Genomic DNA, 22,204 nt, shown 5'->3' on the forward strand with positions numbered 1-22,204 from the left:
AAGGGCTCGCTCTCGCGCGGGTCCTGCCCCAGCAGGGCCAGGCCTTCGTGCAGCTTGCCCAGCAGCCTGGGGATCATCTCGATCAGCTTGGCCGGGCGCTTGAGGGTGACTTCCCGCTTGACGCTCCAGAGCAGGTCGGGCACCACCGAGCCGAAGCCCATGGGGTCGACCTGGTTGCGCGTGTCGGCCAGTTTGGCATGCGCCATGGCCAGCGCCCAGGGTCCGAACAGGAAATCGAGCACCAGGCCGGGGACCTTGTCCAGGTCGGCGCGCGTGCTCAGCTCAAAAGCGATCTGGTCGGCCTGCGTCTGGCGCTCTTCGGCGAAGCGCAGCGCCTGCAGCACGTTGTTGCGGTTTTCCGACTCGAACTGGTCCTGCTCGTCCCAGCCGTATTCCAGCGTGGCCAGCGCCATGGCGAAGGGTTGCGCATCCTCGATCGCCAGGCCGTTCAATTCATTGAAGGCGCGCGTGACGGGTTCGAAAAAAGCCAGGAACTCGGGGCTGAATTCGTCGTTGTACTTGAAGCTGCGCTGGGCCACCCGCTCCATGACGCGGCGCCCGGCATGGCCCTCGTCGCTGAAAAAGCGCGGGTCCACCATGGCCAGGCGCAGCAGCGAGGGCTCCAGCGCCACGATGGCTTCGCGCACCGGCACCAGCAGGCGCGGATCCTGCGCCACCTGGTTGACCAGCTTGCGCACCACTTCCAGGCCCAGCACCTGGCCGACCTGGCGGGCTTCTTTCTTGAGCTGGGTGCGCACGATGGCGCGTTCCCGGGGCTTGGCGTACGAGCCCCATAGCTTGGGGCTGAGCTGGCTGCGCTCGTCGACCATGCGCTGCGGCCGGTCGACGGCCGGCATGTCCTCGTAGTCGGACAGGTAGCCGGGGCGCGACTCGGCCAGCGGCGCGGAACCGGAGTCGGGCGCGGACTGCAGGGCGGCCAGCTCTTCCTCAACGGTTTCGTAATAAGAGGGCGTCAGCCCGTGGTGCGCGTTGCTGCCGCCGTGGAACAGGAAGTCCTGGAACAGCTCGTCGCGGATTTCGTAGTTGGACAGGTCGGCGTATTCCGGCGCCGGTTTGGCGGCGGCTTCGCCGTTTTGAGCGTTTTGGCCGCCTGCCCCACCGCCCTCGACACCACCGCCCTGGCCCTGGCCCTTGCCGCTTCCGGCCCGCGCCCGGCCCACGCTGGCCGGCGTCTGCAGCACGCGGTAGCTGGCGCCCTGGACATTCGCGAGCTCCAGCTGGTTCACCAGGCGCTCATAGAGCCGCGTGAGTTCGCGCCCCAGCGGTTCGGCCATGTACTTGAGCCACAGCGACGCGGTCGCTGGTGCGGCATTGCTCGCCTCGATCATCTCGCGCAGGGTTTGCGCAAAGACGTCCGGGCGCAACGGATTGAGCTCGGCCCGCACGTTGGGCAGGCCCTGCACCGTGCTGATCAGCTTGTTGAGTTCGGCCAGCACGTGGTCGACGGCCGGCAAGACCTGCTGGAGCAGGCGCGAGGATTCGATCGCCTGCGACACGTCCTTGTCGTCGACCAGGGAAAAGCTGGCGTGTTTCAGGGAGGCGAAGGCGCTGGAAGAAGCCGCGGCCGTGGCGGCGAGCTGTTCCTGGGAGGCTTCGGGGATGCGTGCGGCCTGCGCGGCGGCCGCCGCATTGGCCTTGAAGTGGACCAGCAGGCCAGCGGGGTACTGGGTGATCCAGGCGGGCTTGTTTTTGAGCAGTTCGCGCCAGGCCGTGGCGATTTCATCGCGCTCCGCCACCTTCATGCTTTGTGTCTCGGCCACCTGCAGGCCGGCCACGGCGTCTTCCATGCACTTCTCCAGGGCGGGCCGGGCCGCTGTGGCCGCCGCCTGGAGACAGGATTGGAGAACGTCAGGTTGCGAAGCCATCTGGAGCCAGGATTTCCGGAAAAATGAAGGTAACAACGCTCAACCAGCCAGCTTGCAACCGTCATGTGCCGGGGCGAGGGAGAGGTCTAGCGTAATTGCCAGCCGTGTTTTCATTAAGACGCTTGCAAAGTGTTTCACTTGGTTTCGACTGCATACATATGATTTTGGCCTGCGAATGCCGCTCTCTTGCGCCAACTCAGCGCAAGCTGCCGCGTAAATGCCCCGAATGCGCGCCTGGTGAAGGGTTTTTTGTAAGATCGGCGCTTCTTTGCAAGGGTCGGCTGGACGCAACACTTTCGGCTTAATACCCTTATTTTTCGCGGAGCATGTTTTGGCCTCACCCTGGCTTGTTTTTTTTCATCGGCAATCTTCATGGTTGGTGGCCGGCGCGCTGTGCCTGTGTTCCAGCGCCTGGTCGCACACCGTGCTCGAAAACGCCGCCTTGCTGGGCATGAGCCATGAACAGGTCGCGGCCAGCCTGGCAGAGGCCCAGCCGGTGAGAACGCCGCGGCGCTTGTCCTCAGGTGCTTTGGGATCGCTGCGCGTGCCCGATGCGCTGTGCGAAGGCGCGCATTTCGAGCAAACCCTGTTTTTTGCGCACCAAAAGCTGACGCAGATGGACCTGGTGCTGATCAGCCCTGGCGCTGAAGAGGCCTTGGGCCGGATTCAGGCCGCTTTGCTGCAATCACTGCGCGCCAGGCTGGGCCCCGAACTCGCGGCGGGCGACAGCGCCTCCTGGGTCAGCGCGGACGCCGACGTGATGCTGTTCCGCTCAGGCAGGCCGGAGCATCCCAGCCTGCGCGTGGTGATCAAGCAGCGGCAGCTGGTGGATGCCGGCGAACTCTAGGTTTCAAGCCGTACCGGCCTTCACCTTCAGGCGCCATGCATGCAGCAGCGGCTCGGTGTAGCCGCTCGGTTGCTCCAGGCCCTTGAAGACCAGGTCGCAGGCCGCCTTGTAAGCGGCCGAGGTTTCAAAGTTGCCGGCCATGCGCTGGTACAGCGGGTCGCCGGCGTTCTGTTTGTCCACCACCGCGGCCATGCGCTCAAAGGTTTCCGTCACCTGCGCTTTCGTCACCACGCCGTGCAGCAGCCAGTTGGCCATGTGCTGGCTGGAGATGCGCAGCGTCGCGCGGTCTTCCATCAGGCCGACGTTGTGGATGTCGGGCACCTTGGAGCAGCCCACGCCCTGGTCTATCCAGCGCACCACGTAGCCGAGGATGCCCTGGGCGTTGTTGTCGAGCTCCTGCTGTTTGGCTTCGGCACTCCAGGCCGGCGTGCGCGTCACGGGGATTTGCAGCAGGCCGTTGAGCAGGACGTTGCGCTCCTTGTTGGCATCCGTCTTTTCAAGCTCTTTCTGCACCTTGCCGACCTTGACCTGGTGGTAGTGCAGCGCATGCAGCGTGGCGCCCGTGGGGCTGGGCACCCAGGCGGTGTTGGCGCCGGCTTTCGGGTGCGCGATCTTCTGCTCCATCATGGCTTTCATCAAATCAGGCATGGCCCACATGCCCTTGCCGATCTGCGCCTTGCCGCGCAGGCCGCAGGAAAGGCCGACCAGCACGTTGTTCTTTTCATAAGCGGCGATCCAGGCACTGGTTTTCATGTCGCCCTTGCGGATCATGGGGCCGGCGTGCATGGCGGTGTGCATCTCGTCGCCGGTGCGGTCCAGGAAGCCGGTGTTGATAAAGGCCACGCGGCTCGAAGCGGCGGCGATGCAGGCCTTGAGGTTGACGCTGGTGCGGCGCTCTTCGTCCATGATGCCGAGCTTGACGGTGCTGTCCGGCAGGCCCAGCATTTTTTCGACGCGGCTGAACAGTTCGGCGGCAAACGCCACCTCGGCCGGGCCGTGCATCTTGGGCTTGACGATGTAGACCGAGCCCTTGCGCGAGTTCTTGATGCCGGGCTTACCCTTGCGCTTCAAATCGTGGATGGCAATGGTGGTCGTGACCACGGCGTCCAGGATGCCCTCGGGGATTTCAAGCGTGTTGCCATCGGCCGCGGTGTACAGCACCGCCGGGTTGGTCATCAGGTGGCCGACGTTGCGCACGAACATCAGCGAGCGGCCGTGCAGCGCGACCGGCTTGCCTTGCGGTGAGGTGTATTCGCGGTCCGGGTTCAGCCCGCGCGTGAAGGTCTTGCCGTCCTTGGTCACGCTTTCGGTCAGCGTGCCCTGCAGAATGCCCAGCCAGTTGCGGTAGGCCAGCACCTTGTCTTCCGCATCGACCACGGCCACCGAGTCTTCCAGGTCCAGGATGGTCGACAGCGCCGCTTCAACGACCAGGTCGCTGACGCCGGCCGCATCGGTCTTGCCGATGGGCGTTGAACGGTCTATGCGGATGTCCAGGTGCAGGCCGTTGTGCTGCAGCAGCACCGACGACGGCGCCGACGCCTTGCCCTGGTAGCCGATGAGCTGGCCTGCGTCTTCCAGCGTGGTGGTTTCCGCGCCCTTCTTGCCCTTGAGGGTGGCGACCAGTTTGCCGCCCTTGATGGCGTAGCCGGTCGAGTCGATGTGCGAGCCCTTCTTGAGCGGTGCGGTGCGGTCCAGCACGTAGCGCGCGTATTCAATCACTTTGGCGCCGCGCACCGGGTTGTAGCCCTTGCCTTTTTCGGCGCCGTCGGTTTCGGCGATCACGTCGGTGCCGTAGAGCGCGTCATACAGGCTGCCCCAGCGCGCATTGGCGGCGTTGAGCGCGTAGCGCGCGTTGAGGATGGGCACCACGAGTTGCGGGCCGGCCTGTTTGGCCAGCTCGGCGTCCACATTGGCGGTGGTGATTGCGACCTTTTTCGGTTGCGGCACCAGGTAGCCGATGCTTTCGAGGAAGCCACGGTAGGCCTTCATGTCGGCGATGGGGCCGGGGTTGGCCTTGTGCCAGGTATCGAGTTCGGTTTGCAGGCGGTCGCGCTCGGCCAGCAGGGCGATGTTCTTCGGGGCCAGGTCGGCGACGATGGCGTCAAAGCCTTTCCAGAACGCGCCTGCGGCCACGCCGGTGCCCGGCAGCACCTCGTCTTCGATGAAGCGGTACAGGCCGGTGGCCACCTGGAGGCGGTGGCTGCTTGTGCGTGCGGCATTGTTGGCGGTGCTGGTGCTCATGGTGTTGTCCCTTTTTTCAGAAAACCAAAGATAAAAAATGAAAGCGGATTATTGGAAAGGCAGCGCGAGCACATCGCGCAGGCTGCTGCCGGTGTGGAGGGGCTGCGTGCCCAGTTCTTCAAACGGCAGCTGGTAGCGGTTGACCCACAGCGTCTGGTAACCGTACCAGGTGGCGGCCAGTGCGTCCCAGCCATTGCAGCTCACAAAAGCGATTTGCGCGGCTTCCAGGCCGGTGGCTTCAAGCCCCAGCGCGTAAGCCTCAGGGGCCGTCTTGTATTTGCGGATGGCGTCCACGCTGATCACATGATCCAGAAGACCGTCTAGCCCAGCCGAACGCACGGCCACGCCCAGCATGGACGGGTCGCCGTTGGACAGGATGCCGGTGACCACACCGCGCGCTTTGAGTGCCTGCAGCACCTCGCGGTTTTCCGGGAAGGCCGACAGATGCCGGTACTGGTTCATGAGCTGCTCTTCCTGGCCCGGGCCCAGGTCCAGCCCCAGGCGCTTGCAGGCATAACGCAAACCGGCGCGTGTGAGGTCCCAGAAGGGCTGGTAGTGCGCGCCGCCGTTGCTGATGGTCACCAGCCGTGTGTACTCAATCTGTTTGTCGCGCCACAGCACACCCAGTGCCTCGCCCTTCCCGGGGAACAGCTGCTCGGCCAGCAGGCCCACGCTGTAGACGTCGAACAGCGTGCCATAGGCATCAAACAGCACGGCGCGCAGCGGAGCCGGGGTGGTAGCACGCGTTTTTTCCATGGCCTCTACTGTATTTGATACGGCCGCACCGATTAATTGACGCGAAATAGTTTTATTGATGACTTGAATGCACCTAATAAAAAGCAGTGCTTCTGAAAACGGGCATCTGCCTTTCGCACAAAGTTGATCCGGAACAGGGTCACATCAATTGGCACAGCTCTTGCATATCGTCTTGTACACAAGTATGGATGCTTTCAAGTGGTGCACACCTCCTCAACATTGAATCCCTCCGCAGCGCCCGCCGCGCCTGGGCCGGCGACGCCCCATGCGGGCGCGGACAGCGCACTCGCGCCGCAGGCCTGGATCACCCGGACACAGGCCTTCCCGCCCGGCAGCACGGGCGCGCTCGCCGGGCTGTCCTTCGCGGCCAAAGACAACATTGACGTCGCGGGCGTGCCCACCACCGCCGCCTGCCCGGCCTTTGCCTACACGCCCATGGCGCACGCCGCCGTGGTGCAAAAGCTGCTCGATGCGGGTGCGCAGCTGCTGGGCAAGACCAACCTGGACCAGTTCGCCTGCGGCCTCAACGGCACACGTTCACCCTACGGCGCCGTACCCAATGCGATCAACCCCGCCTATATATCAGGCGGGTCCAGTTCCGGCTCGGCCTACGTGGTGGCGACCGGGCAGGCGGACTTTGCGCTGGGCACCGACACGGCGGGCTCAGGCCGCGTGCCGGCGGGCCTCAACAACATCGTGGGCCTGAAACCCTCCAAGGGCCTGATCAGCGCGCGCGGCGTGCTGCCGGCCGCACAAAGCGTGGACTGCGTGTCCATCTTCGCGCGCACCGTGGCCACGGCCGCCCGCGTGCTCGAAGCGGCCATGGGCTACGACGCGCTGGACCCGTACTCGCGTGTGCTGGCGATGAACGGCACGGCTCTCCCGGCGGGTTTCCGTTTCGGCGTGCCATCCACCTTGAGCTTCTACGGCGACGCGCTGGCCGAACAGGCTTTTGGCGAGGCCGTCTCGCGCATGCGGGCCCTGGGCGGCGTGCCGGTGCCCATCAATTTCGCGCCGCTGGCCGAAGCGGCCGCGCTGCTCTATGAAAGCGCGCTGGTGGCCGAGCGCTACACCGCCGTGCGCGATTTTTTCGATGCGCATGAAGAGGCGGTGATCGAGCCGGTGCGCGGCATCATCGCCGCGGGCAAACAGTACAGCGCCGCCGATCTGTACGCGGCCCAGACCAAATTGCGCGCGCTGGGCCAGCAGGCGGCCGCGATGTGGCAGGACATCGACGTGCTGCTGCTGCCGACCGCGCCCACGCACTACACGCTGCAGGCGATGCAGGATGACCCCGTCACGCTGAACCGTCACCTGGGCACCTACACCAACTTCGTCAACCTGCTGGACTACGCGGCACTGTCCGTGCCCAGCAGCCTGCGGCCCGACGGCCTGCCTTTCGGTATCACGCTGGTGGGCCTGGCGGGCAGCGACTGGCAGCTCGCCGAACTCGGCCAGCGCTACCACCACGCCACCGGTTTGCCGCAGGGCGCCTTGAATGAAGCGCTGCCCGCGCCCGTGGCCTTGCCGGGGATTCAAGCGCCCGCAACGATCAAGCTGGCCGTCGTGGGCGCGCACCTCTCGGGCATGCCGCTGAACAGCCAGCTGACTTCGCGCGGCGCCACCTTGATCAGCCAGGCGCGCACCGCGCCCGACTACCGCTTTTACGCCCTGCCGGGCACGGTGCCGCCCAAGCCCGGGCTGCTGCGTGTCGCGGCCGGCGAAGGCACGGGCATCGCGCTGGAAATCTGGGAGATGCCGGTGCAGCACTACGGCTCCTTCGTCGCGCTGATTCCCGCGCCGCTGGGCATAGGCACGCTGGCGCTCGAAGGCGGCGGCAGCGTCCAGGGTTTTGTCTGCGAGGCGCATGCCGTGCAGGACGCCGAAGACATCACGCACCTGGGCGGCTGGCGCGCCTACCTCGCCTCACTGAAGACCAGCGCACCGGCCTGAACTTTCATTCACTTCCATCCACCGCTTATCCATCACCTGCAGGAGCATTCCATGAAGCCCGTTTCCACACCGTCATCCGCCACCTCCGGCCCGGCACGCCGCACGCTGATCAAGACGGCGGCCGCCGGTGCGGCGCTGGGAATGCTGGGCATGCCCGCCATCCTGCGCGCGCAGACCGGGCCGAAAATCCGCATAGGCTACTGGCCCATCGCCGCCGGCCTGCCCTTTTATTCAGCAATCGAGCTGGGCTACTTCAAGGAAGCCGGCCTGGACGTGGAGGCGCTCAAGTTCGCCGGCGCGCAGCAGGTGATGGAGGCGGTGCTCTCGGGCCGCGCCGACGGCACCGCCAACGGCACCGGCTCGGCCAACATCGCCATCGGCGAGATCGCCCAGCCCGGCACCTTCAAGATCTTTTGCTCCAACCCCAGCAACGTGAAGAATGTGCTCGACGAGGTCATCGTGCCGGCGGCCAGCCCGGCCAAGGTGATGGCCGACCTCAAGGGCAAGCGCGTCGGCTCCGGCCCCGGCATCCAGAACGTGACGCTGGCCAAGACCGTGCTGGAACGCGGCGGTGCCACCGGCGCAACGGTCGTCGAGCTACCCATAGGCCAGCACGTGGCCGCGCTCGCCGCCGGCCAGATCGACGGCGCCTACACGCTGGAGCCCACCGGCACCATAGGCCGCATGAACGGCACCACCCGCGTGCTGGAAGCCGGCGTGATCGCGCGCTACGTGCTGGGCGACCCGATGGCGCCGTGGTTCGGCGGCTCGGCCTCGCTGTCCTCGGACTTCATCAAGAAGAACCCCGACGCGGCGAAGAAGTTCGTCGCCGCCTACGGCAAGGGCGTGGCCTATGTGCGCAGCAAGCCGGTGGAAGCGCGCCAGTACCTCAAGGGTTACACCGCCATCGAAGGCCCGCTCACCGGCGAGGTGCCGCTGGCCGCGTACACCATGTACAACGAATTCACCCCGGCCGACGTCGCGCACTTCCAGAAGTTCTTCGACCTGTTCTCCGAAAAAGGCATCTTCAGTTCGCGCCTCATCGTCGACACCATGCTCTACAAGGGCTGAACATGGACACCCCTTCCGCAACAGCCGCACCCGCCAAACCCTGGGCGCCCCCGGCCGCGCCGGCGGCCGCCGTGCAGCGCAAGCCGGCGCTGGACAAGGCCCTGCCCTTCATCGGCCCGGTGGTGCTCTTCATCATCTGGGACCTGGCGGTGCGCCTGGGTTTCATCAAGGCCATCCTGCTGCCGCCACCTATCGATGCGCTGGGCGCGCTGCTGAGCGGCCTGGCCGGCGGGCCGCTGCTCAAGGACTTCGCGGTCACCGTCTGGCGCACCGTGCAGGCCTTCCTGATCGCCGCCGCCGTCGGCATGCCACTGGGCGTGCTGCTGGGCAGCAATGAAAAGGCCTACCGCAGCGTGGAGTTCCTGATCGACTTCTTCCGCTCCACGCCGTCCTCGGCGCTGATCCCGCTGTTCCTGATGATTTTCGGCGTGTCGGACATCAACAAGGTGGCGATTGCCGCCTTCGGCGCGCTGCTGATCGTGGTCTTCAACAGCGCCTACGGCGTGATCAACGCGCGCAAGCAGCGCGTGATGGCGGCCAAGGTCATGGGCGCCTCGCGCTGGCAGGTCTTCAAGGACGTGCTGATCTGGGAAAGCCTGCAGCCGAGTTTTGTCGGCCTGCGTTCGGCGGTGTCCATGGCACTGGTCATTGTGATCGTCGCCGAGATGTTCATAGGCGCCGACACCGGCTTGGGCAACCGCATCATCAATTCGCAGCAGGTCATGAATGTGAAGGACATGTATGCGTCCATCCTGGCGGCTGGTGCGCTGGGCTATGCGCTCAATATCCTTTTCTTGATAGCCGAACGCCGCATTGTTCACTGGAGTGGAAGATGACTGAAGTTCTCAATGCCCCCGTATTCGCAGACGTCCCCGTGCGTGAATTCCAGCCCGGCCCGGCCGGCACGCACATCACCATACGCGGCCTGACCAAGTACTTCGCCGGCTGGCCGCTGTATGAAGACTTCAACCTGGACATTCCGAAACACAAGATCGTCTCGGTGTTCGGGCCCAATGGCTGCGGCAAGTCCACGCTGATCAACATGATCGCGGGCCTGATCCCCATCGACGCCGGCGAGATCCTGTTTGACGGCAAGTCGCTCAAGGACACCAAGATCGGCTACGTCTTCCAGAACTACCGCGAGGCCATGTTCCCGTGGATGCGCACCATCGACAACATCGCCTATCCGCTCAAGCTCGAAGGCAAATCCAAGGCCGAGGTCGACAGGCGCATGGCCGAGCTTGTGGCGTCGTTCGACGTGAAGTTCGACCTGAACCGCTACCCCTATGAACTCTCTGGCGGGCAACAGCAGACGGCGTCCATCATGCGGGCGCTGGCGCCGAATCCCGAGGTGCTGTTCCTGGACGAGCCGTTCTCGGCGCTGGACTTCGAGATGACGCTGTTCATCCGCGAAAAGCTGCAGGAGGTCTTCATGCAGACCGGCACCACCATGCTGCTGGTCTCGCACGACCTGGAAGAAGCCGTCTACCTGGCCGACCAGGTGCTGCTGCTGACCAAGCGCCCGACGCGCGTGGCGGAAATTCTGCCCTACGGCGACGCCCGCCCGCGCACGGTAGAGACGCTGTCCGAAGCCAGCTTCATACGCACCAAAAAACTGAGCCTGGAAATCTTCCAGCGCGAAGTCAGGCGCTGAGGAATCCGGAGACCATGATGGACGAAGCCACCATTGCAGCGTATATCGGGAGCGCCGCCGCGCTGCTGGGCCTGCCGCTGCCGACGGACCGCGCGGCACGCGTGGCCGCCCACCTGCAGCGCACCGCCGCCATGGCCGCGCTGCTGGACGCGGCGCCGCTGGCCCCGCACGACGAGCCGGCCGAAATTTACTGCCCGGCGGTTTTCCCGTCCAGCGACAACGGGCGCGAGCAGCCATGACGGGCATGCCGTTTGATGCATTGGCCATGGCCGCCGCCGTTGCGGCGGGGCAGGTCAGCGCGCGCGAGTTGCTGGACGCCAGCCTGGCGTGCATTGCCGGCACCGACGGCCAGGTCAATGCCTTCACCGAAACCACCGGCGCCCGCGCCCGCGCAGAGGCCGACGCAGTGGACGCGCAACGGGCGCGGGGCGAAGCCCTGGGGCCGCTGGCCGGCGTGCCGTATGCAGTCAAGAACCTGTTCGACATTGAGGGTCTCACCACACTGGCCGGCTCAAAAATCAACCGGGGCCTGCCCCCGGCTTCGGCCGACGCGGTACTCGTCACGCAGATGAAAGCCGCCGGCGCCGTGCTCGTCGGCGCGCTGAACATGGACGAATACGCCTACGGCTTCACCACCGAAAACACGCATTACGGCCCCTGCCGCAACCCGCACGACCTGACGCGCATCGCCGGCGGCTCATCGGGCGGCTCCGGGGCGGCGGTCGCGGCCGGGCAGGTTCCCCTCACCCTGGGCTCGGACACCAATGGCTCGATCCGCGTGCCGTCGTCGCTGTGCGGCGTCTGGGGCCTGAAGCCGACTTTCGGCCGGCTGTCGCGCCGCGGCAGTTATCCCTTTGTGCACAGCATCGACCACCTGGGGCCGCTCGCCAGCAGCCTGGGCGGGCTGGCGCTGGCCTACGATGCGCTGCAGCGGCCCGACCCGCTGGATCCGGGCTGCCATGCGCTGCGTGTGCAGCCGGTATCCGCGGCCCTGGGCTGCGGTGTGGACGGCCTGCGCATTGGCGTGCTGGGCGGGTACTTTCACGACAATGCCGGACCCGAGGCGCGCGAGGTGGTCGCGCTGGCAGCCCGCGCCCTGGGCGCGCAAGCCGGCGTGTTGTGGCCGGATGCCGCACTGGCGCGCGCGGCGGCCTTCATCATCACCGCGAGCGAAGGCGGCAGCCTGCACCTGGGCGACCTGCGCACGCGCGCCGACGAATTCGAGCCGCTGTCGGTAGACCGTTTCATCGCCGGCGCTTTGCAGCCCGCTGATTGGTATGTGCGCGCACAGCGTTTTCGCCGCGGCTACCGCGACAAGGTCAACGCCCTGTTCCAGGACTGGGACGTGCTGCTCACGCCCGCCACACCCACCGGCGCCACCGTGATAGGCACCGAGTGGCTGGAGATCAACGGCGTGCGCCAGCCCTGCCGTGCCGCGATGGGCCTGCTCACCCAGCCCATTTCTTTTTCCGGTTGCCCGGTGGTCACCGCGCCCATGTGGCCGGCGGCCGAAGGCATGCCGATAGGCGTGCAGATCATCGCCGCGCCCTGGCGCGAAGACCTGGCCTTGCGGGCCGCACAGGTGCTCAGCGACGCAGGCGCCGCGCACATCCGGCCTGCCACCTTGGTGACACAAGCATGAAGCAAAGCCTTGCCATCAACCTCCCCGACGTGCTGGCCGAAGTCACGGCGGTGTTTGCGCGTTATGAAGATGCACTCGTCAACAACAAGGTGGACGTGCTCGACGAGCTGTTCTGGAACAGCCCGCACACCCTGCGCTACGGCGCGACGGAAAACCTCTACGGCTATGCCGGCATCCAGGCCTTCCGCGCGGGGCGGCCGGCGCAGGGCCTGGAGCGCCGCTTGCTGAAAACCGTGATCACGACCTACGGCCGCGACATGGCGACCGCCAATGCCGAGTTCCAGCGCGCCGGCAGCGACAGGACCGGCCGGCAGAGCCAGACCTGGATGCGCACGCCCGAGGGCTGGCGCGTGGTCGCCGCGCACGTGAGCCTTCTTGCCTGAGTTTCATCCCCTTGACCTCATAACCCCTGGAGCATTGACCATGAGCAACTTCCTGAACCGCCGCGATTCGATCAAGACCCTGGCCGCGCTCGGCGCCGCGGCCGCCGGCCCCTTGGCCTTTGCGCAAAAACCCCTGACCGTGGGCGTGATCTACGTCGGCCCGCGCGACGACTACGGCTACAACCAGGCCCACGCGCAAGCGGCGGCCGAGCTCAAGAAGATGCCGGGCATCAAGGTGGTGGAGGAAGAAAACGTGCCCGAGACCGCGGCCGTGCAAAAAAGCATGACCGGCATGATCGCGCAGGACGGCGCCTCGCTGGTCTTCCCGACCTCTTTCGGCTACTTCGATCCGCACGTGCTGGCCGTCGCGCCCAAGTTTCCCGATGTGCGTTTCGCCCACTGCGGCGGGCTCTGGACCGAGGGCAAACACCCGAAGAACGTGGCGAGCTTCTTCGGCTACATCGAGGAATGCCAGTACCTCAACGGCGTGATCGCCAGCCACATGACCAAGAGCAACAAGATCGGCTTCATCGCCGCCAAGCCGATCCCGCAGGTGCTTCGCAACATCAATGCCTTCACCATGGGCGCGCGCTCCGTCAAGCCCGGCATCACCACCAGCGTGATCTTCACCGGCGACTGGTCCATGCCGGTCAAGGAAGCCGAAGCGACCAACAGCCTGGCCGACCAGGGCGTGGACGTGTTCACCATGCACGTGGACGGCCCGAAAGTCATTGTCGAGACCGCCGCCAAACGCGGCAAGATGGTTTGCGGCTACCACGCCAGCCAGGCCAAGCTCGCGCCCAACGCCTACCTGACCGGCGCCGAGTGGAACTGGCTCACGGCCTACAACACCTTTGTGGAAGCGGCGCGCAGCGGCAAGCCGCACCCCAACTTCATACGCGGCGGCCTGAAGGACGGCTACGTGAAGATGTCGACCTATGGCCCCACGGTGACCGATGCGGCGAAGAAGCAGGCCGACGGCGTCAAGGCGCAAATGCTGGCGGGCCGTTTCGACATCTTCAAGGGCCCGCTCAAGGACAACAAGGGCGCAACCATCATCCCGGCCGGCAAGGTCTTCAAGCAGACCGACCTGGAACTCGAGAAGATGAACTACCTGGTCGAAGGCGTGGTCGGCTCCGTGTGAGCCGGCTGACCTCCCGGGCCTGAGATTTTTCCCTCCTCCATGCGCCACTCCCTCGCCAACTTCCTGCTGCCGGCCGGCGCGATCATCGCGGCGCTGGGGGTGTTCGGCATTTTTGTGTGGTTCGCCGGCGTCAACCCCGTAGAGGTGTGGCTGCTGCTGTTCAAGGGCGCGTTCGGCGACTGGTATTCCTGGCAGAACACGCTGCAGCGCGCCGCACCGCTGATGCTCACGGCCCTGTGCGTCGCCATCCCGGCGCGCGCGGGCCTGATCGTCATAGGCGGCGAAGGCGCGGTGGTGCTGGGCGGGCTGGCCTGCGCCGGCCTCGCGCAAGGCCTGCCGCTGCCCGCCAACATGGCGGGCACGGTGATGGTCTGCCTGGCCGCCGCGCTGGCGGGCGCCTTGTGGATAGCGCTGGCCGGCTGGCTGCGGCAGTACCGCGGCATCAACGAAACCATCTGCAGCCTGCTGCTGGCTTATGTGGCCGTCGGCCTGTTCAAGCACCTGGTCGAAGGGCCGCTGCGCGACCCGTCCAGCCTGAACAAGCCCTCGACCTTTTCGCTGGCCGAAGGCATGCGCATAGGCGGCATCGCCGGCTCCGACGTGCACTGGGGGCTGGTGATCGGCGTTCTGGCCTGCCTGGCGGCCGGCCTGTGGTTGCGCATGACGCCTTCGGGCTTTGCGGTGCGCGTGGTCGGCGGCAACCCGCGCGCGGCGCAACTCGTCGGGTTGCCGGCCTCGCGGCTGGTCCTGCTGGCCTGCGCACTGGGCGGGGCCTGCGCCGGCCTGGCCGGCGCCGTCGAGGTCGCGGCCGTGCACACCAATGCCAACGCCGCCTTGATTGCGGGTTACGGCTACGCCGGCATCCTGGTGGCCTTCATCGCGCGCCAGCATCCCGTGGCCATCATCCCGGTGGCCATCCTGTTCGGCGGTTTCGGCGCGGCCGGCAGCCTGCTGCAGCGCCGCCTGGGCTTGCCCGACGCGTCGGTGCTGGTGCTGCAGGGCATTGCCTTTGTGCTGATCCTGGCCAGCGAGGCCCTGCGCGACGTGGACTGGAAAGCCTTTTTTGCGCGCATCAACCGCTTCGGCCCGTCAGAGCCCAGCCCGATTCCCCTGCCCGAGGAAAAGCCGTGACCGCAGACCAGCTCCTGATCTTTTTCGCCGGCATCGGCGGCGGCGCGCTGCGCGTCGGCGCGCCCTTCCTGTTTGTCAGCCTGGGCGAATGCATCACCGAAAAATCCGGCCGCATCAACCTGGGGCTGGAAGGCGTGCTGGTGCTGTCGGCCATGTCGGCCTTCGGCGCCTCCTGGCTCTCGGGCTCGCCCTGGATCGGTGTGCTGGCGGCGGCGGCCACAGGCGCGCTGCTGGCCGCGCTGCACGGCATCCTCTGCTCGCTGCCGCGGGTCAACGACATCGCCACCGGCATTGCCTTGATGCTGCTGGGCACGGGGCTGGCCTTCTACCTGGGCAAGCCGCTGATCCAGCCGCAGGCGCCGCAACTGCCCGCCATCGCGCTGGGCAACTGGAGCGGCTCGGCCGCCGTCCGCTCGGCGCTGCAGATCAATGCGCTGGTGCCGATCGGGCTGGCGCTGGCGGTGGCCTTGTGGTGGGCCTTTGCCAACACACGCGCCGGCCTGCTGGTGCGCATGGCGGGGGATTCGGCCAACGCCGCGCGTTCGCTCGGTTACCCGGTGTCCGCCATCCGCATTGCCGCGACCGCCGCCGGCGGCCTGGTTGCCGGCCTGGGCGGCGCTTCGCTCACCCTGTTTTATCCCGGCAGCTGGAACGAAGGCATCTCCAGCGGCCAGGGCCTGATCGCGGTGGCGCTGGTGATCTTCGCGCGCTGGAGCCCGCTGCGCTGCGTGTATGCCTCGCTGCTGTTCGGCGGCGCCGGCGCCATCGGCCCGGCCCTGCAATCCATCGGCATCAACTGGGGCTACCACCTTTTCAACATCGTTCCCTATGTGCTCACCCTGTTGATCCTGGTCATCACCTGCAGGCCGGGTACCGCCGTGAGCGGCAGCCCGGGCGAACTTTCCGCCACCCGTTAAACACTGCAAGCACCGCAAGCACCAACAAGGAAAACATCCCGATGGAACGCTTCGTCAACGCCAACCCCTATGCCTGGCCGTACAACGGCGACCTGCGGCCCGGCAACACCGCGCTCATCGTCATCGACATGCAGACCGACTTCTGCGGTGAAGGCGGCTACGTGGACAAGATGGGCTATGACATCTCGCTGACGCGCGCGCCGATTGAACCGCTCAAAGCCCTGATGGCCGGCATGCGCGCCTCGGGCTACCACGTGATTCACACGCGCGAAGGCCACCGGCCCGACCTGTCGGACCTGCCGGCCAACAAGCGCTGGCGCTCGCGCCGCATCGGCACCGGCGGCGCGGGCATAGGCGACGACGGCCCCTGCGGGCGCATCCTGGTGCGCGGCGAACCGGGCTGGGAGATCATTCCCGAACTGGCGCCGCTGCCCGGTGAAGTGGTGATCGACAAGCCCGGCAAAGGCTCGTTTTACGCCACCGACCTGGAGATGGTGCTGCGAACGCGCGGCATCGACAACCTGATCCTCACCGGCATCACCACCGACGTCTGCGTGCACACCACCATGCGTGACGCCAACGACCGCGGCTTCGAATGCCTGCTGCTGTCGGACTGCACCGCCGCCACCGACCGCGGCAACCACGAGGCGGCGCTGAAAATGATCACCATGCAGGGAGGCGTGTTCGGCGCGCATGCGCCGTCGGTGGCGGTGCTCAACGCACTGGGCAATCCATGAAGCCGGGCGCCGCCATCGGCAGCCTGCCGCCCGCCACCGGCGCGCTGGCGCTGGACGTCTACCGCATGAGCATGCGTTTCGGCGGCTTCACGGCGCTGGACGGCGTCAACATGAAGGTGGCGCCGGGAACGGTGCACGCGCTGCTCGGTGAGAACGGCGCGGGCAAAAGCACGCTGGTCAAGTGCGTGGCGGGATTCCAGCGGCCTTCGGAAGGCAGCATCGTGATCGACGGCCGCGAGCAGGCGATCGCCAACCCGGTGGTGGCGCGCGCGCTGGGCATCGGCATGGTCTACCAGCATTTCACGCTGGCCCCCGGCATGACGGTGGCCGAAAACCTGCTGCTGGCCGGCGGCAAGACGCCGGCGCTGATCGGCTGGACGAAAAAACGCGCGGAGCTGGAAGCCTTCCTGCAAACCACGCCCTTCCGGCTGGACCTGGATGCGCGCCCGCTGGACATGGCTGCCGGCGAGAAGCAGAAGCTCGAACTGCTCAAGCAGCTTTACCTCAAGCCGCGCCTGCTGATCCTGGACGAGCCGACCTCGGTGCTGACGCCGCAGGAGGCCGACGAGGTGCTGGGCCATGTGCGCGACTTCGCGCGCGCCGGCCACTGCACGGTGCTCATCATCACCCACAAGTTCCGCGAAGTCATGGCCTATGCCGACGACGTGACCGTCTTGCGCCGCGGCAAGGCGGTGCACACCACGCCGGTGCCGGCGACCGATCCGGCGCGGCTCGCGCAGGCCATGGTGGGTGATGCGGCCGCGGCCCGCCCCGAAGACCCGGATACGGAACCCACATTGCGGGCCGCCGATGCTGCGGCGGGACCCGCGTCGCTTGACGTTCAGGGCCTGCAGGTCATGGGCGACCGCGGCACGCTGGCGGTGCGCGACCTGAGCCTGTCGGTGCGGGCGGGCGAGATCCTCGGCGTCGCCGGCGTGTCGGGCAACGGCCAGCGCGAGCTGGTTGAGGCGCTGGTCGGCCAGCGGGCGCGCGCCGCCGGCGTGGTGCGGGTGGACGGCCGGCCTTACGCCGCCACGCGCGGCGAGAACCACAGCCTGAAAGTGCGCAGCCTGCCCGAGGAGCCGCTGCGCAATGCCTGCGTGGGTGATCTCAGCGTGGCTGAAAACATGGCGCTGCGCGACTTCGACCGGCCGCCGCTGTGCGCCTCGGGACGCTTGCGATTCGGGCTCTGGCGCAGCCGCGCGCGCGAATGGATTCAGGGCTACGGCATCAAGACCCAGGGCGAGAACGCGCCCATCCGCAGCCTGTCGGGCGGCAACGTGCAGCGTGCCGTGCTGGCGCGCGAGCTGCATGGCGAGATCAAGGTGCTGATCGCCGCCAACCCGGTGTTCGGCCTGGACTTCGCGGCCGTGAAGGAAATCCACACGCGCCTGCGCGGTGTGGCGCGGCAGGGCGCGGCGGTGCTGCTGGTCAGCGAAGACCTGGACGAACTGCTGGAACTGGCGGACCGCATCGTGGTGATGAGCGAAGGGCGCATCGTCTTCGAGACCGCGGCTTCCGGGGCCCAGCGGCAGGTGCTGGGTGCGCACATGGGCGGCGGCCATCATCAAGCTTCGGCCGGGGATTCGGCGTGAACGCCGGCGCATGCCCTTCCCCTTGCCAGTCGTCCCGGGGATCACCACCATCATGCAACTAGAGCACGCCCAACCCTTTCCCTACACCTTCAAGCTGGAGTCCGCCGCGCTGGTGATCATCGACATGCAGCGCGACTTCATAGAGCCCGGCGGCTTCGGGGAAACGCTGGGCAACGACGTCTCGCTGTTGCAGGCCATCGTGCCGGCGTGCGAGGCCGTGCTGCGGGCCTGGCGCCGCGCCGGCGGGCTTGTGGTGCACACCCGTGAGGCGCACAGCGCCGACCTGGCCGATTGCCCGCCGGCCAAGCGCAACCGCGGCAACCCGGCCCTGCGCATCGGCGACATGGGAGCGATGGGCCGCATCCTGGTCGCCGGCGAACCGGGCAACCAGATCATCCCCGAGCTGGCGCCGCTGCCCGGTGAGATCGCCATCGACAAGCCCGGCAAAGGCGCCTTCTACGCCACCGGCCTGCACGAGCGGCTGCAGCAGGCCGGCATCACGCACCTGGTGTTCATGGGCGTCACCACGGAGGTTTGCGTGCAGACCTCCATGCGCGAAGCCAACGACCGCGGCTATGACAGCCTGCTGCTGGAAGACTGCACCGAAAGTTATTTCCCCGCCTTCAAGTCGGCGGCCGTGGCGATGATGCGCGCCCAGGGCGCCATCGTCGGCTGGACCGCCACCAGCGGCGAGTTGCTGCCTGCGCTGGCGGCACTGCCGGCACAGCCCCAACACTGCTAGAGTTTCGCCATGCACACTGCCTCCAACCCTCCCGCGAGCCTTGCCGCTGCGCTCGTCCACCGTTCGCGGGCCAACGAGGTGTACGAAGAACTCAAGCGCGACGTCTCCGAGTTCAAGCTGGTGCCGGGCGACCGTTTCACCGAAACCGAAATCAGCGAGCGCCTGGGCGTCTCGCGCACGCCGGTGCGCCAGGCGCTGTTCCGCCTGCAGCAGGAAGGTTTCGTCGAGGTGCTGTTTCGCAGCGGCTGGCGCGTGCTGCCCTTTGACTTCGACAAGTTCGAGCAGCTCTACGACCTGCGCATGGTGCTGGAAACCACGGCCGTGCAGCGCCTGTGCGCCGGCAGCCAGGCGGTGGACACGGCGCTGCTCGCTGAACTGAATGCCATCTGGCTGGTGCCGGCTGCCCAGCGCAGCACCGACCACGTGCAGGTGGCGCAATGGGACGAAGCCTTTCACTGTGCGCTGGTCGCGGCCGCCGGCAATGCCGAGATGGCCCGCGTGCACCGCGACGTGACCGACCGCATCCGCATCATCCGCCGGCTCGATTTCATCAAGCAGCCGCGCGTCGACGCGACCTATGAGGAACACGCCAAGATCCTCAAGGCGGTGCAGGCGAAGCGCGGCGACCAGGCCGCCATGCTGCTGCGCGCCCACATTGAGACCAGCCAGGCCGAGGTGCGCAAGATCACGCTGCACCAGGTTCACCTGGCGCGCCAGGCCGGGTCCACAACGCCGCGTTGAAAGCCGTGTGACCAGCGGCTCCTAGCGCCCCCAGCGCAGCACCAGCGGGTCCAGCCGCCTGGCGGTCGCCAGCAGGCCGGCGCGGGTGTCCGGGTGCATGGACGGGAAAGGATGGCGCGGCGCTTCGCAGGCGATCACGCCGCCCTCTTTCATCAAGGCCTTGGCGGCCAGCAGGCCCGCCTGGCGGTTTTCGTAGTTGATCAAGGGCAGCCACTGCTGGTAAAGCGCGTAAGCCCCGTCGTGGTCGCCCGCCCGGTGCGCCTCGATGATGGGGCGGATGCCATCGGGGTAGCCGCCGCCGGTCATGGAACCGGTCGCGCCGGCATCGAGGTCGGGCAGCAGGGTGATGGCTTCCTCGCCGTCCCAGGGCCCCTCCACCGCATCGCCTCCCAGGCGGATGATTTCGCGCAGCTTGGCCGCCGCGCCGGCGGTTTCGATCTTGAAATAGGCGACGTGCTCGATCTCGCGGGCCATGCGCGCGAGGAAACAGGCCGAAAGCACCGTGCCGCTGGCGGGCGCGTCCTGGATCATGATGGGGATGTCCACCGCATCCGACAGGGACGCATAAAAATCGTAGATCTGCGGTTCGCTGACGCGAAAGGTGGCGCCGTGGTACGGCGGCATGACCATCAGCATGGCGGCACCCATGTCCTGCGCACGGCGGCTGCGTTCGGCGCAGACCTTGGTGCCGTAATGGGTGGTGGTGACGATCACCGGCACACGCCCGGCCACGTGTTCGAGGATGGTGCGGGTCAGGGTTTCACGCTCCTCATCCGACAGCACGAACTGCTCGGAGAAGTTGGCCAGGATGCAAACACCGTCGGAGCCGGCAGCTATCATGAAGTCGATACAGCGCTTCTGGCTTTCCAGGTCCAGTTCGCCGGCCTCGGTGAAGGTGGTGGGGGCAACAGGAAAGATGCCGCGGTAGCGCGGCCTGCTGGAGGTAGTCATGTGTGCGGCTCTGTTGGAGGGTGCATTACCGGTTACGGATTCACTGCCTGAAGGGTTCAGTGCGAGTGGCGGGGAACTTCGGCGCCGCGGCAGCCGACGAGAAAGTCAAAATCGCAGCCCTCGTCGGCTTGCAGCACGTGGTCCACATACAGGCGCTGATAGCCGCCCCGCATGCCCGCCGGGGCTTTTCCCGCCAGGCTTGCGAGGCGCTCCGCCAGCTCGGCATCGCTGATGTCCAGGTGCAGGCGGCCGCCCTCACAATCGAGTTCGATCCAGTCACCGTCGCGCACGGCAGCCAGCGGCCCGCCGGCCGCGGCTTCGGGCGCCACGTGCAGCACCACGGTGCCGTAAGCGGTGCCGCTCATGCGGGCATCCGAGATGCGCACCATGTCCTTGATGCCCTGGCGCAGCAGCTTGGGCGGCAGGCCCATGTTGCCGACCTCGGCCATGCCGGGGTAGCCCTTGGGGCCGCAGTTTTTCATGACCATGACGCAGCTGGCGTCAATGTCCAGGTCTTCGTCGACGATGCGTTCCTTGTAATGCTCCAGGTTCTCGAACACCACCGCGCGGCCGCGGTGCTTGAGCAGTTCGGGCGAGGCGGCGGAGGGCTTGAGCACCGCGCCGCGCGGCGCCAGGTTGCCGCGCAGGATGCAGATGCCGCCGTCGGCGATCAGCGGGTTGTCGAGCGGGCGTATCACCTCGTCGTTGTACTGGGGCGCCTCGCGCACGTTGTCCCAGATCGACCGGCCGTTGACGGTGAGCGCATCGGGATGGGGCAGCAGGCCGTTTTCACCCAGGCGGCGCAGCACGGCGGGCAGGCCGCCGGCGTAGTAGAACTCTTCCATCAGGAAGCGGCCGGAGGGCTGCAGGTCGACGAGGGTGGGGGTGTTGCGCCCGATGCGCGTCCAGTCCTCCAGGTCCAGCGGCACGCCCATGCGGCCGGCAATGGCCTTGAGGTGGATCACCGCGTTGGTGGAGCCGCCAATGGCGGCATTGATGCGGATGGCGTTTTCAAAAGCTTCGCGTGTGAGGATCTTTGACAGCGTGAGGCCCTCGCGGGCCATCTCGACGGCCCGCGCGCCCGACATTTGCGCCAGCACATAACGGCGCGCGTCCACCGCCGGAATCGCCGCGTTGTGCGGCAAGGAAGTGCCCAGCGCTTCGGCCATGCAGGCCATGGTGGAGGCCGTGCCCATGGTGTTGCAGGTGCCGGCGGAGCGCGACATGCCGCCCTCTGCCGCCAGGAACTGGTGCAGCTGGATTTCACCGGCCTTGAGCGACTCGTGCAGCTGCCACACCGCCGTTCCCGAACCGATGTTTTTCCCCTCGAGCTTGCCGTTGAGCATGGGCCCGCCGGTCACCACGATGGCCGGGATGTCGCAGCTTGCCGCGCCCATGAGCAGCGCGGGTGTGGTCTTGTCGCAGCCGGTGAGCAGCACCACCGCGTCAATGGGGTTGCCGCGAATCGCTTCTTCCACGTCCATGCTGGCGAGGTTGCGCGTGAGCATGGCGGTGGGCCGCAGGTTGGACTCGCCATTGGAGAACACCGGGAATTCCACCGGGAAACCGCCGGCCTCGGAGATGCCGCGCTTCACATGCTCGGCGATTTTCCGGAAATGGGCGTTGCAGGGCGTGAGTTCCGACCAGGTGTTGCAGATGCCGATGATGGGCCGGCCGTCGAACTCATGGTCGGGAATGCCCTGGTTCTTCATCCAGCTGCGGTACATAAAACCGTTTTTGTCGGCCGAGCCGAACCATGCGGTGGAGCGTAATTTTCGTTTGGGGTCTGTCATGGGGAGTGTCTGGTCGATGA

At 66.7% G+C, this 22,204-nt stretch carries 20 protein-coding genes; 15 read left to right on the forward strand and 5 right to left on the reverse strand.

Features of this window, described 5'->3' with window-relative positions; genetic code table 11:
* The coding region (locus tag ACLV8F_RS20355) for a DUF1631 family protein (protein WP_411886022.1) at window positions 1–1,886 on the reverse strand (1,886 nt) is incomplete at its 3' end.
* A 424-nt stretch (window positions 1,887–2,310) separates the two neighbouring features.
* Here ACLV8F_RS20355 and ACLV8F_RS20360 point away from each other — a divergent pair.
* On the forward strand, window positions 2,311–2,733 hold the full coding sequence (locus ACLV8F_RS20360) for a hypothetical protein (protein ID WP_411886023.1): 423 nt from the start codon (window positions 2,311–2,313) through the stop codon (window positions 2,731–2,733).
* A gap of 3 nt (window positions 2,734–2,736) precedes the next feature.
* Here the strand turns inward: ACLV8F_RS20360 and ACLV8F_RS20365 are convergent, their stop codons facing one another.
* On the reverse strand, window positions 2,737–4,974 hold the full coding sequence (locus ACLV8F_RS20365) for a malate synthase G (RefSeq protein WP_411886024.1): 2,238 nt from the start codon (window positions 4,972–4,974) through the stop codon (window positions 2,737–2,739).
* A 48-nt stretch (window positions 4,975–5,022) separates the two neighbouring features.
* The gene (locus tag ACLV8F_RS20370) at window positions 5,023–5,730 is read right to left on the reverse strand and encodes a haloacid dehalogenase type II (RefSeq protein ID WP_411886025.1); all 708 of its coding nucleotides are present in this window, start codon (window positions 5,728–5,730) and stop codon (window positions 5,023–5,025) included.
* A 219-nt stretch (window positions 5,731–5,949) separates the two neighbouring features.
* Between ACLV8F_RS20370 and atzF the strand changes: the two genes are divergently transcribed.
* From atzF to ACLV8F_RS20440, 14 genes are read left to right on the forward strand one after another with little or no spacing between them, the layout of a single operon-like run.
* Complete coding sequence (gene atzF / locus ACLV8F_RS20375; RefSeq protein WP_411886026.1) at window positions 5,950–7,683, forward strand: allophanate hydrolase; 1,734 nt, start codon at window positions 5,950–5,952, stop codon at window positions 7,681–7,683.
* Between the two features lie 51 nt (window positions 7,684–7,734).
* Complete coding sequence (locus tag ACLV8F_RS20380) at window positions 7,735–8,754, forward strand: ABC transporter substrate-binding protein (protein ID WP_411886027.1); 1,020 nt, start codon at window positions 7,735–7,737, stop codon at window positions 8,752–8,754.
* 2 nt (window positions 8,755–8,756) lie between these two features.
* Window positions 8,757–9,590 carry an ABC transporter permease gene (locus ACLV8F_RS20385; RefSeq protein WP_411886028.1) on the forward strand — a complete coding sequence of 278 codons (834 nt, stop codon included), beginning with the start codon at window positions 8,757–8,759 and terminating at the stop codon, window positions 9,588–9,590.
* The gene (locus ACLV8F_RS20390; RefSeq protein WP_411886029.1) at window positions 9,587–10,408 is read left to right on the forward strand and encodes an ABC transporter ATP-binding protein; all 822 of its coding nucleotides are present in this window, start codon (window positions 9,587–9,589) and stop codon (window positions 10,406–10,408) included. Before ACLV8F_RS20385 ends, ACLV8F_RS20390 begins: the two co-directional genes overlap by 4 nt.
* Before the next feature lie 17 nt (window positions 10,409–10,425).
* Window positions 10,426–10,647: an AtzG-like protein gene (locus ACLV8F_RS20395; protein WP_411886030.1), complete on the forward strand. Its 222-nt coding sequence runs from the start codon at window positions 10,426–10,428 to the stop codon at window positions 10,645–10,647.
* Window positions 10,644–12,050 carry an AtzE family amidohydrolase gene (locus tag ACLV8F_RS20400; RefSeq protein ID WP_411886031.1) on the forward strand — a complete coding sequence of 469 codons (1,407 nt, stop codon included), beginning with the start codon at window positions 10,644–10,646 and terminating at the stop codon, window positions 12,048–12,050. The genes ACLV8F_RS20395 and ACLV8F_RS20400 overlap by 4 nt, the downstream gene beginning before the upstream one ends.
* Complete coding sequence (gene hpxZ, locus ACLV8F_RS20405; RefSeq protein ID WP_411886032.1) at window positions 12,047–12,433, forward strand: oxalurate catabolism protein HpxZ; 387 nt, start codon at window positions 12,047–12,049, stop codon at window positions 12,431–12,433. Before ACLV8F_RS20400 ends, hpxZ begins: the two co-directional genes overlap by 4 nt.
* A gap of 40 nt (window positions 12,434–12,473) precedes the next feature.
* On the forward strand, window positions 12,474–13,577 hold the full coding sequence (locus ACLV8F_RS20410) for a BMP family ABC transporter substrate-binding protein (protein ID WP_411886033.1): 1,104 nt from the start codon (window positions 12,474–12,476) through the stop codon (window positions 13,575–13,577).
* Window positions 13,578–13,616: 39 nt separating this feature from the next.
* Complete coding sequence (locus ACLV8F_RS20415; protein ID WP_411886034.1) at window positions 13,617–14,708, forward strand: ABC transporter permease; 1,092 nt, start codon at window positions 13,617–13,619, stop codon at window positions 14,706–14,708.
* Window positions 14,705–15,625 carry an ABC transporter permease gene (locus ACLV8F_RS20420; RefSeq protein WP_411886035.1) on the forward strand — a complete coding sequence of 307 codons (921 nt, stop codon included), beginning with the start codon at window positions 14,705–14,707 and terminating at the stop codon, window positions 15,623–15,625. The genes ACLV8F_RS20415 and ACLV8F_RS20420 overlap by 4 nt, the downstream gene beginning before the upstream one ends.
* A gap of 41 nt (window positions 15,626–15,666) precedes the next feature.
* Complete coding sequence (locus tag ACLV8F_RS20425) at window positions 15,667–16,362, forward strand: cysteine hydrolase family protein (RefSeq protein WP_411886036.1); 696 nt, start codon at window positions 15,667–15,669, stop codon at window positions 16,360–16,362.
* Entirely contained in the window at window positions 16,359–17,957 is a 1,599-nt protein-coding gene (locus ACLV8F_RS20430; RefSeq protein ID WP_411886037.1) for an ABC transporter ATP-binding protein, read from the forward strand. Before ACLV8F_RS20425 ends, ACLV8F_RS20430 begins: the two co-directional genes overlap by 4 nt.
* A gap of 52 nt (window positions 17,958–18,009) precedes the next feature.
* Window positions 18,010–18,699 carry a cysteine hydrolase family protein gene (locus ACLV8F_RS20435; RefSeq protein ID WP_411886038.1) on the forward strand — a complete coding sequence of 230 codons (690 nt, stop codon included), beginning with the start codon at window positions 18,010–18,012 and terminating at the stop codon, window positions 18,697–18,699.
* A gap of 9 nt (window positions 18,700–18,708) precedes the next feature.
* Window positions 18,709–19,440, forward strand: coding sequence for a GntR family transcriptional regulator (locus tag ACLV8F_RS20440; RefSeq protein WP_411886039.1), 732 nt, complete (start codon window positions 18,709–18,711; stop codon window positions 19,438–19,440).
* Between the two features lie 21 nt (window positions 19,441–19,461).
* On the opposite strand, the gene ACLV8F_RS20445 is transcribed toward ACLV8F_RS20440, so the two are convergent.
* Window positions 19,462–20,391, reverse strand: coding sequence for a dihydrodipicolinate synthase family protein (locus tag ACLV8F_RS20445; RefSeq protein ID WP_411886040.1), 930 nt, complete (start codon window positions 20,389–20,391; stop codon window positions 19,462–19,464).
* A gap of 56 nt (window positions 20,392–20,447) precedes the next feature.
* Window positions 20,448–22,184: an IlvD/Edd family dehydratase gene (locus tag ACLV8F_RS20450; protein WP_411886041.1), complete on the reverse strand. Its 1,737-nt coding sequence runs from the start codon at window positions 22,182–22,184 to the stop codon at window positions 20,448–20,450.
* Between the last annotated feature and the right edge of the window lie 20 nt (window positions 22,185–22,204).

It is taken from the genome of Polaromonas sp. YR568, from assembly GCF_943369675.1.
In the GTDB taxonomy this organism is placed as follows: Bacteria; Pseudomonadota; Gammaproteobacteria; order Burkholderiales; family Burkholderiaceae_C; genus Polaromonas.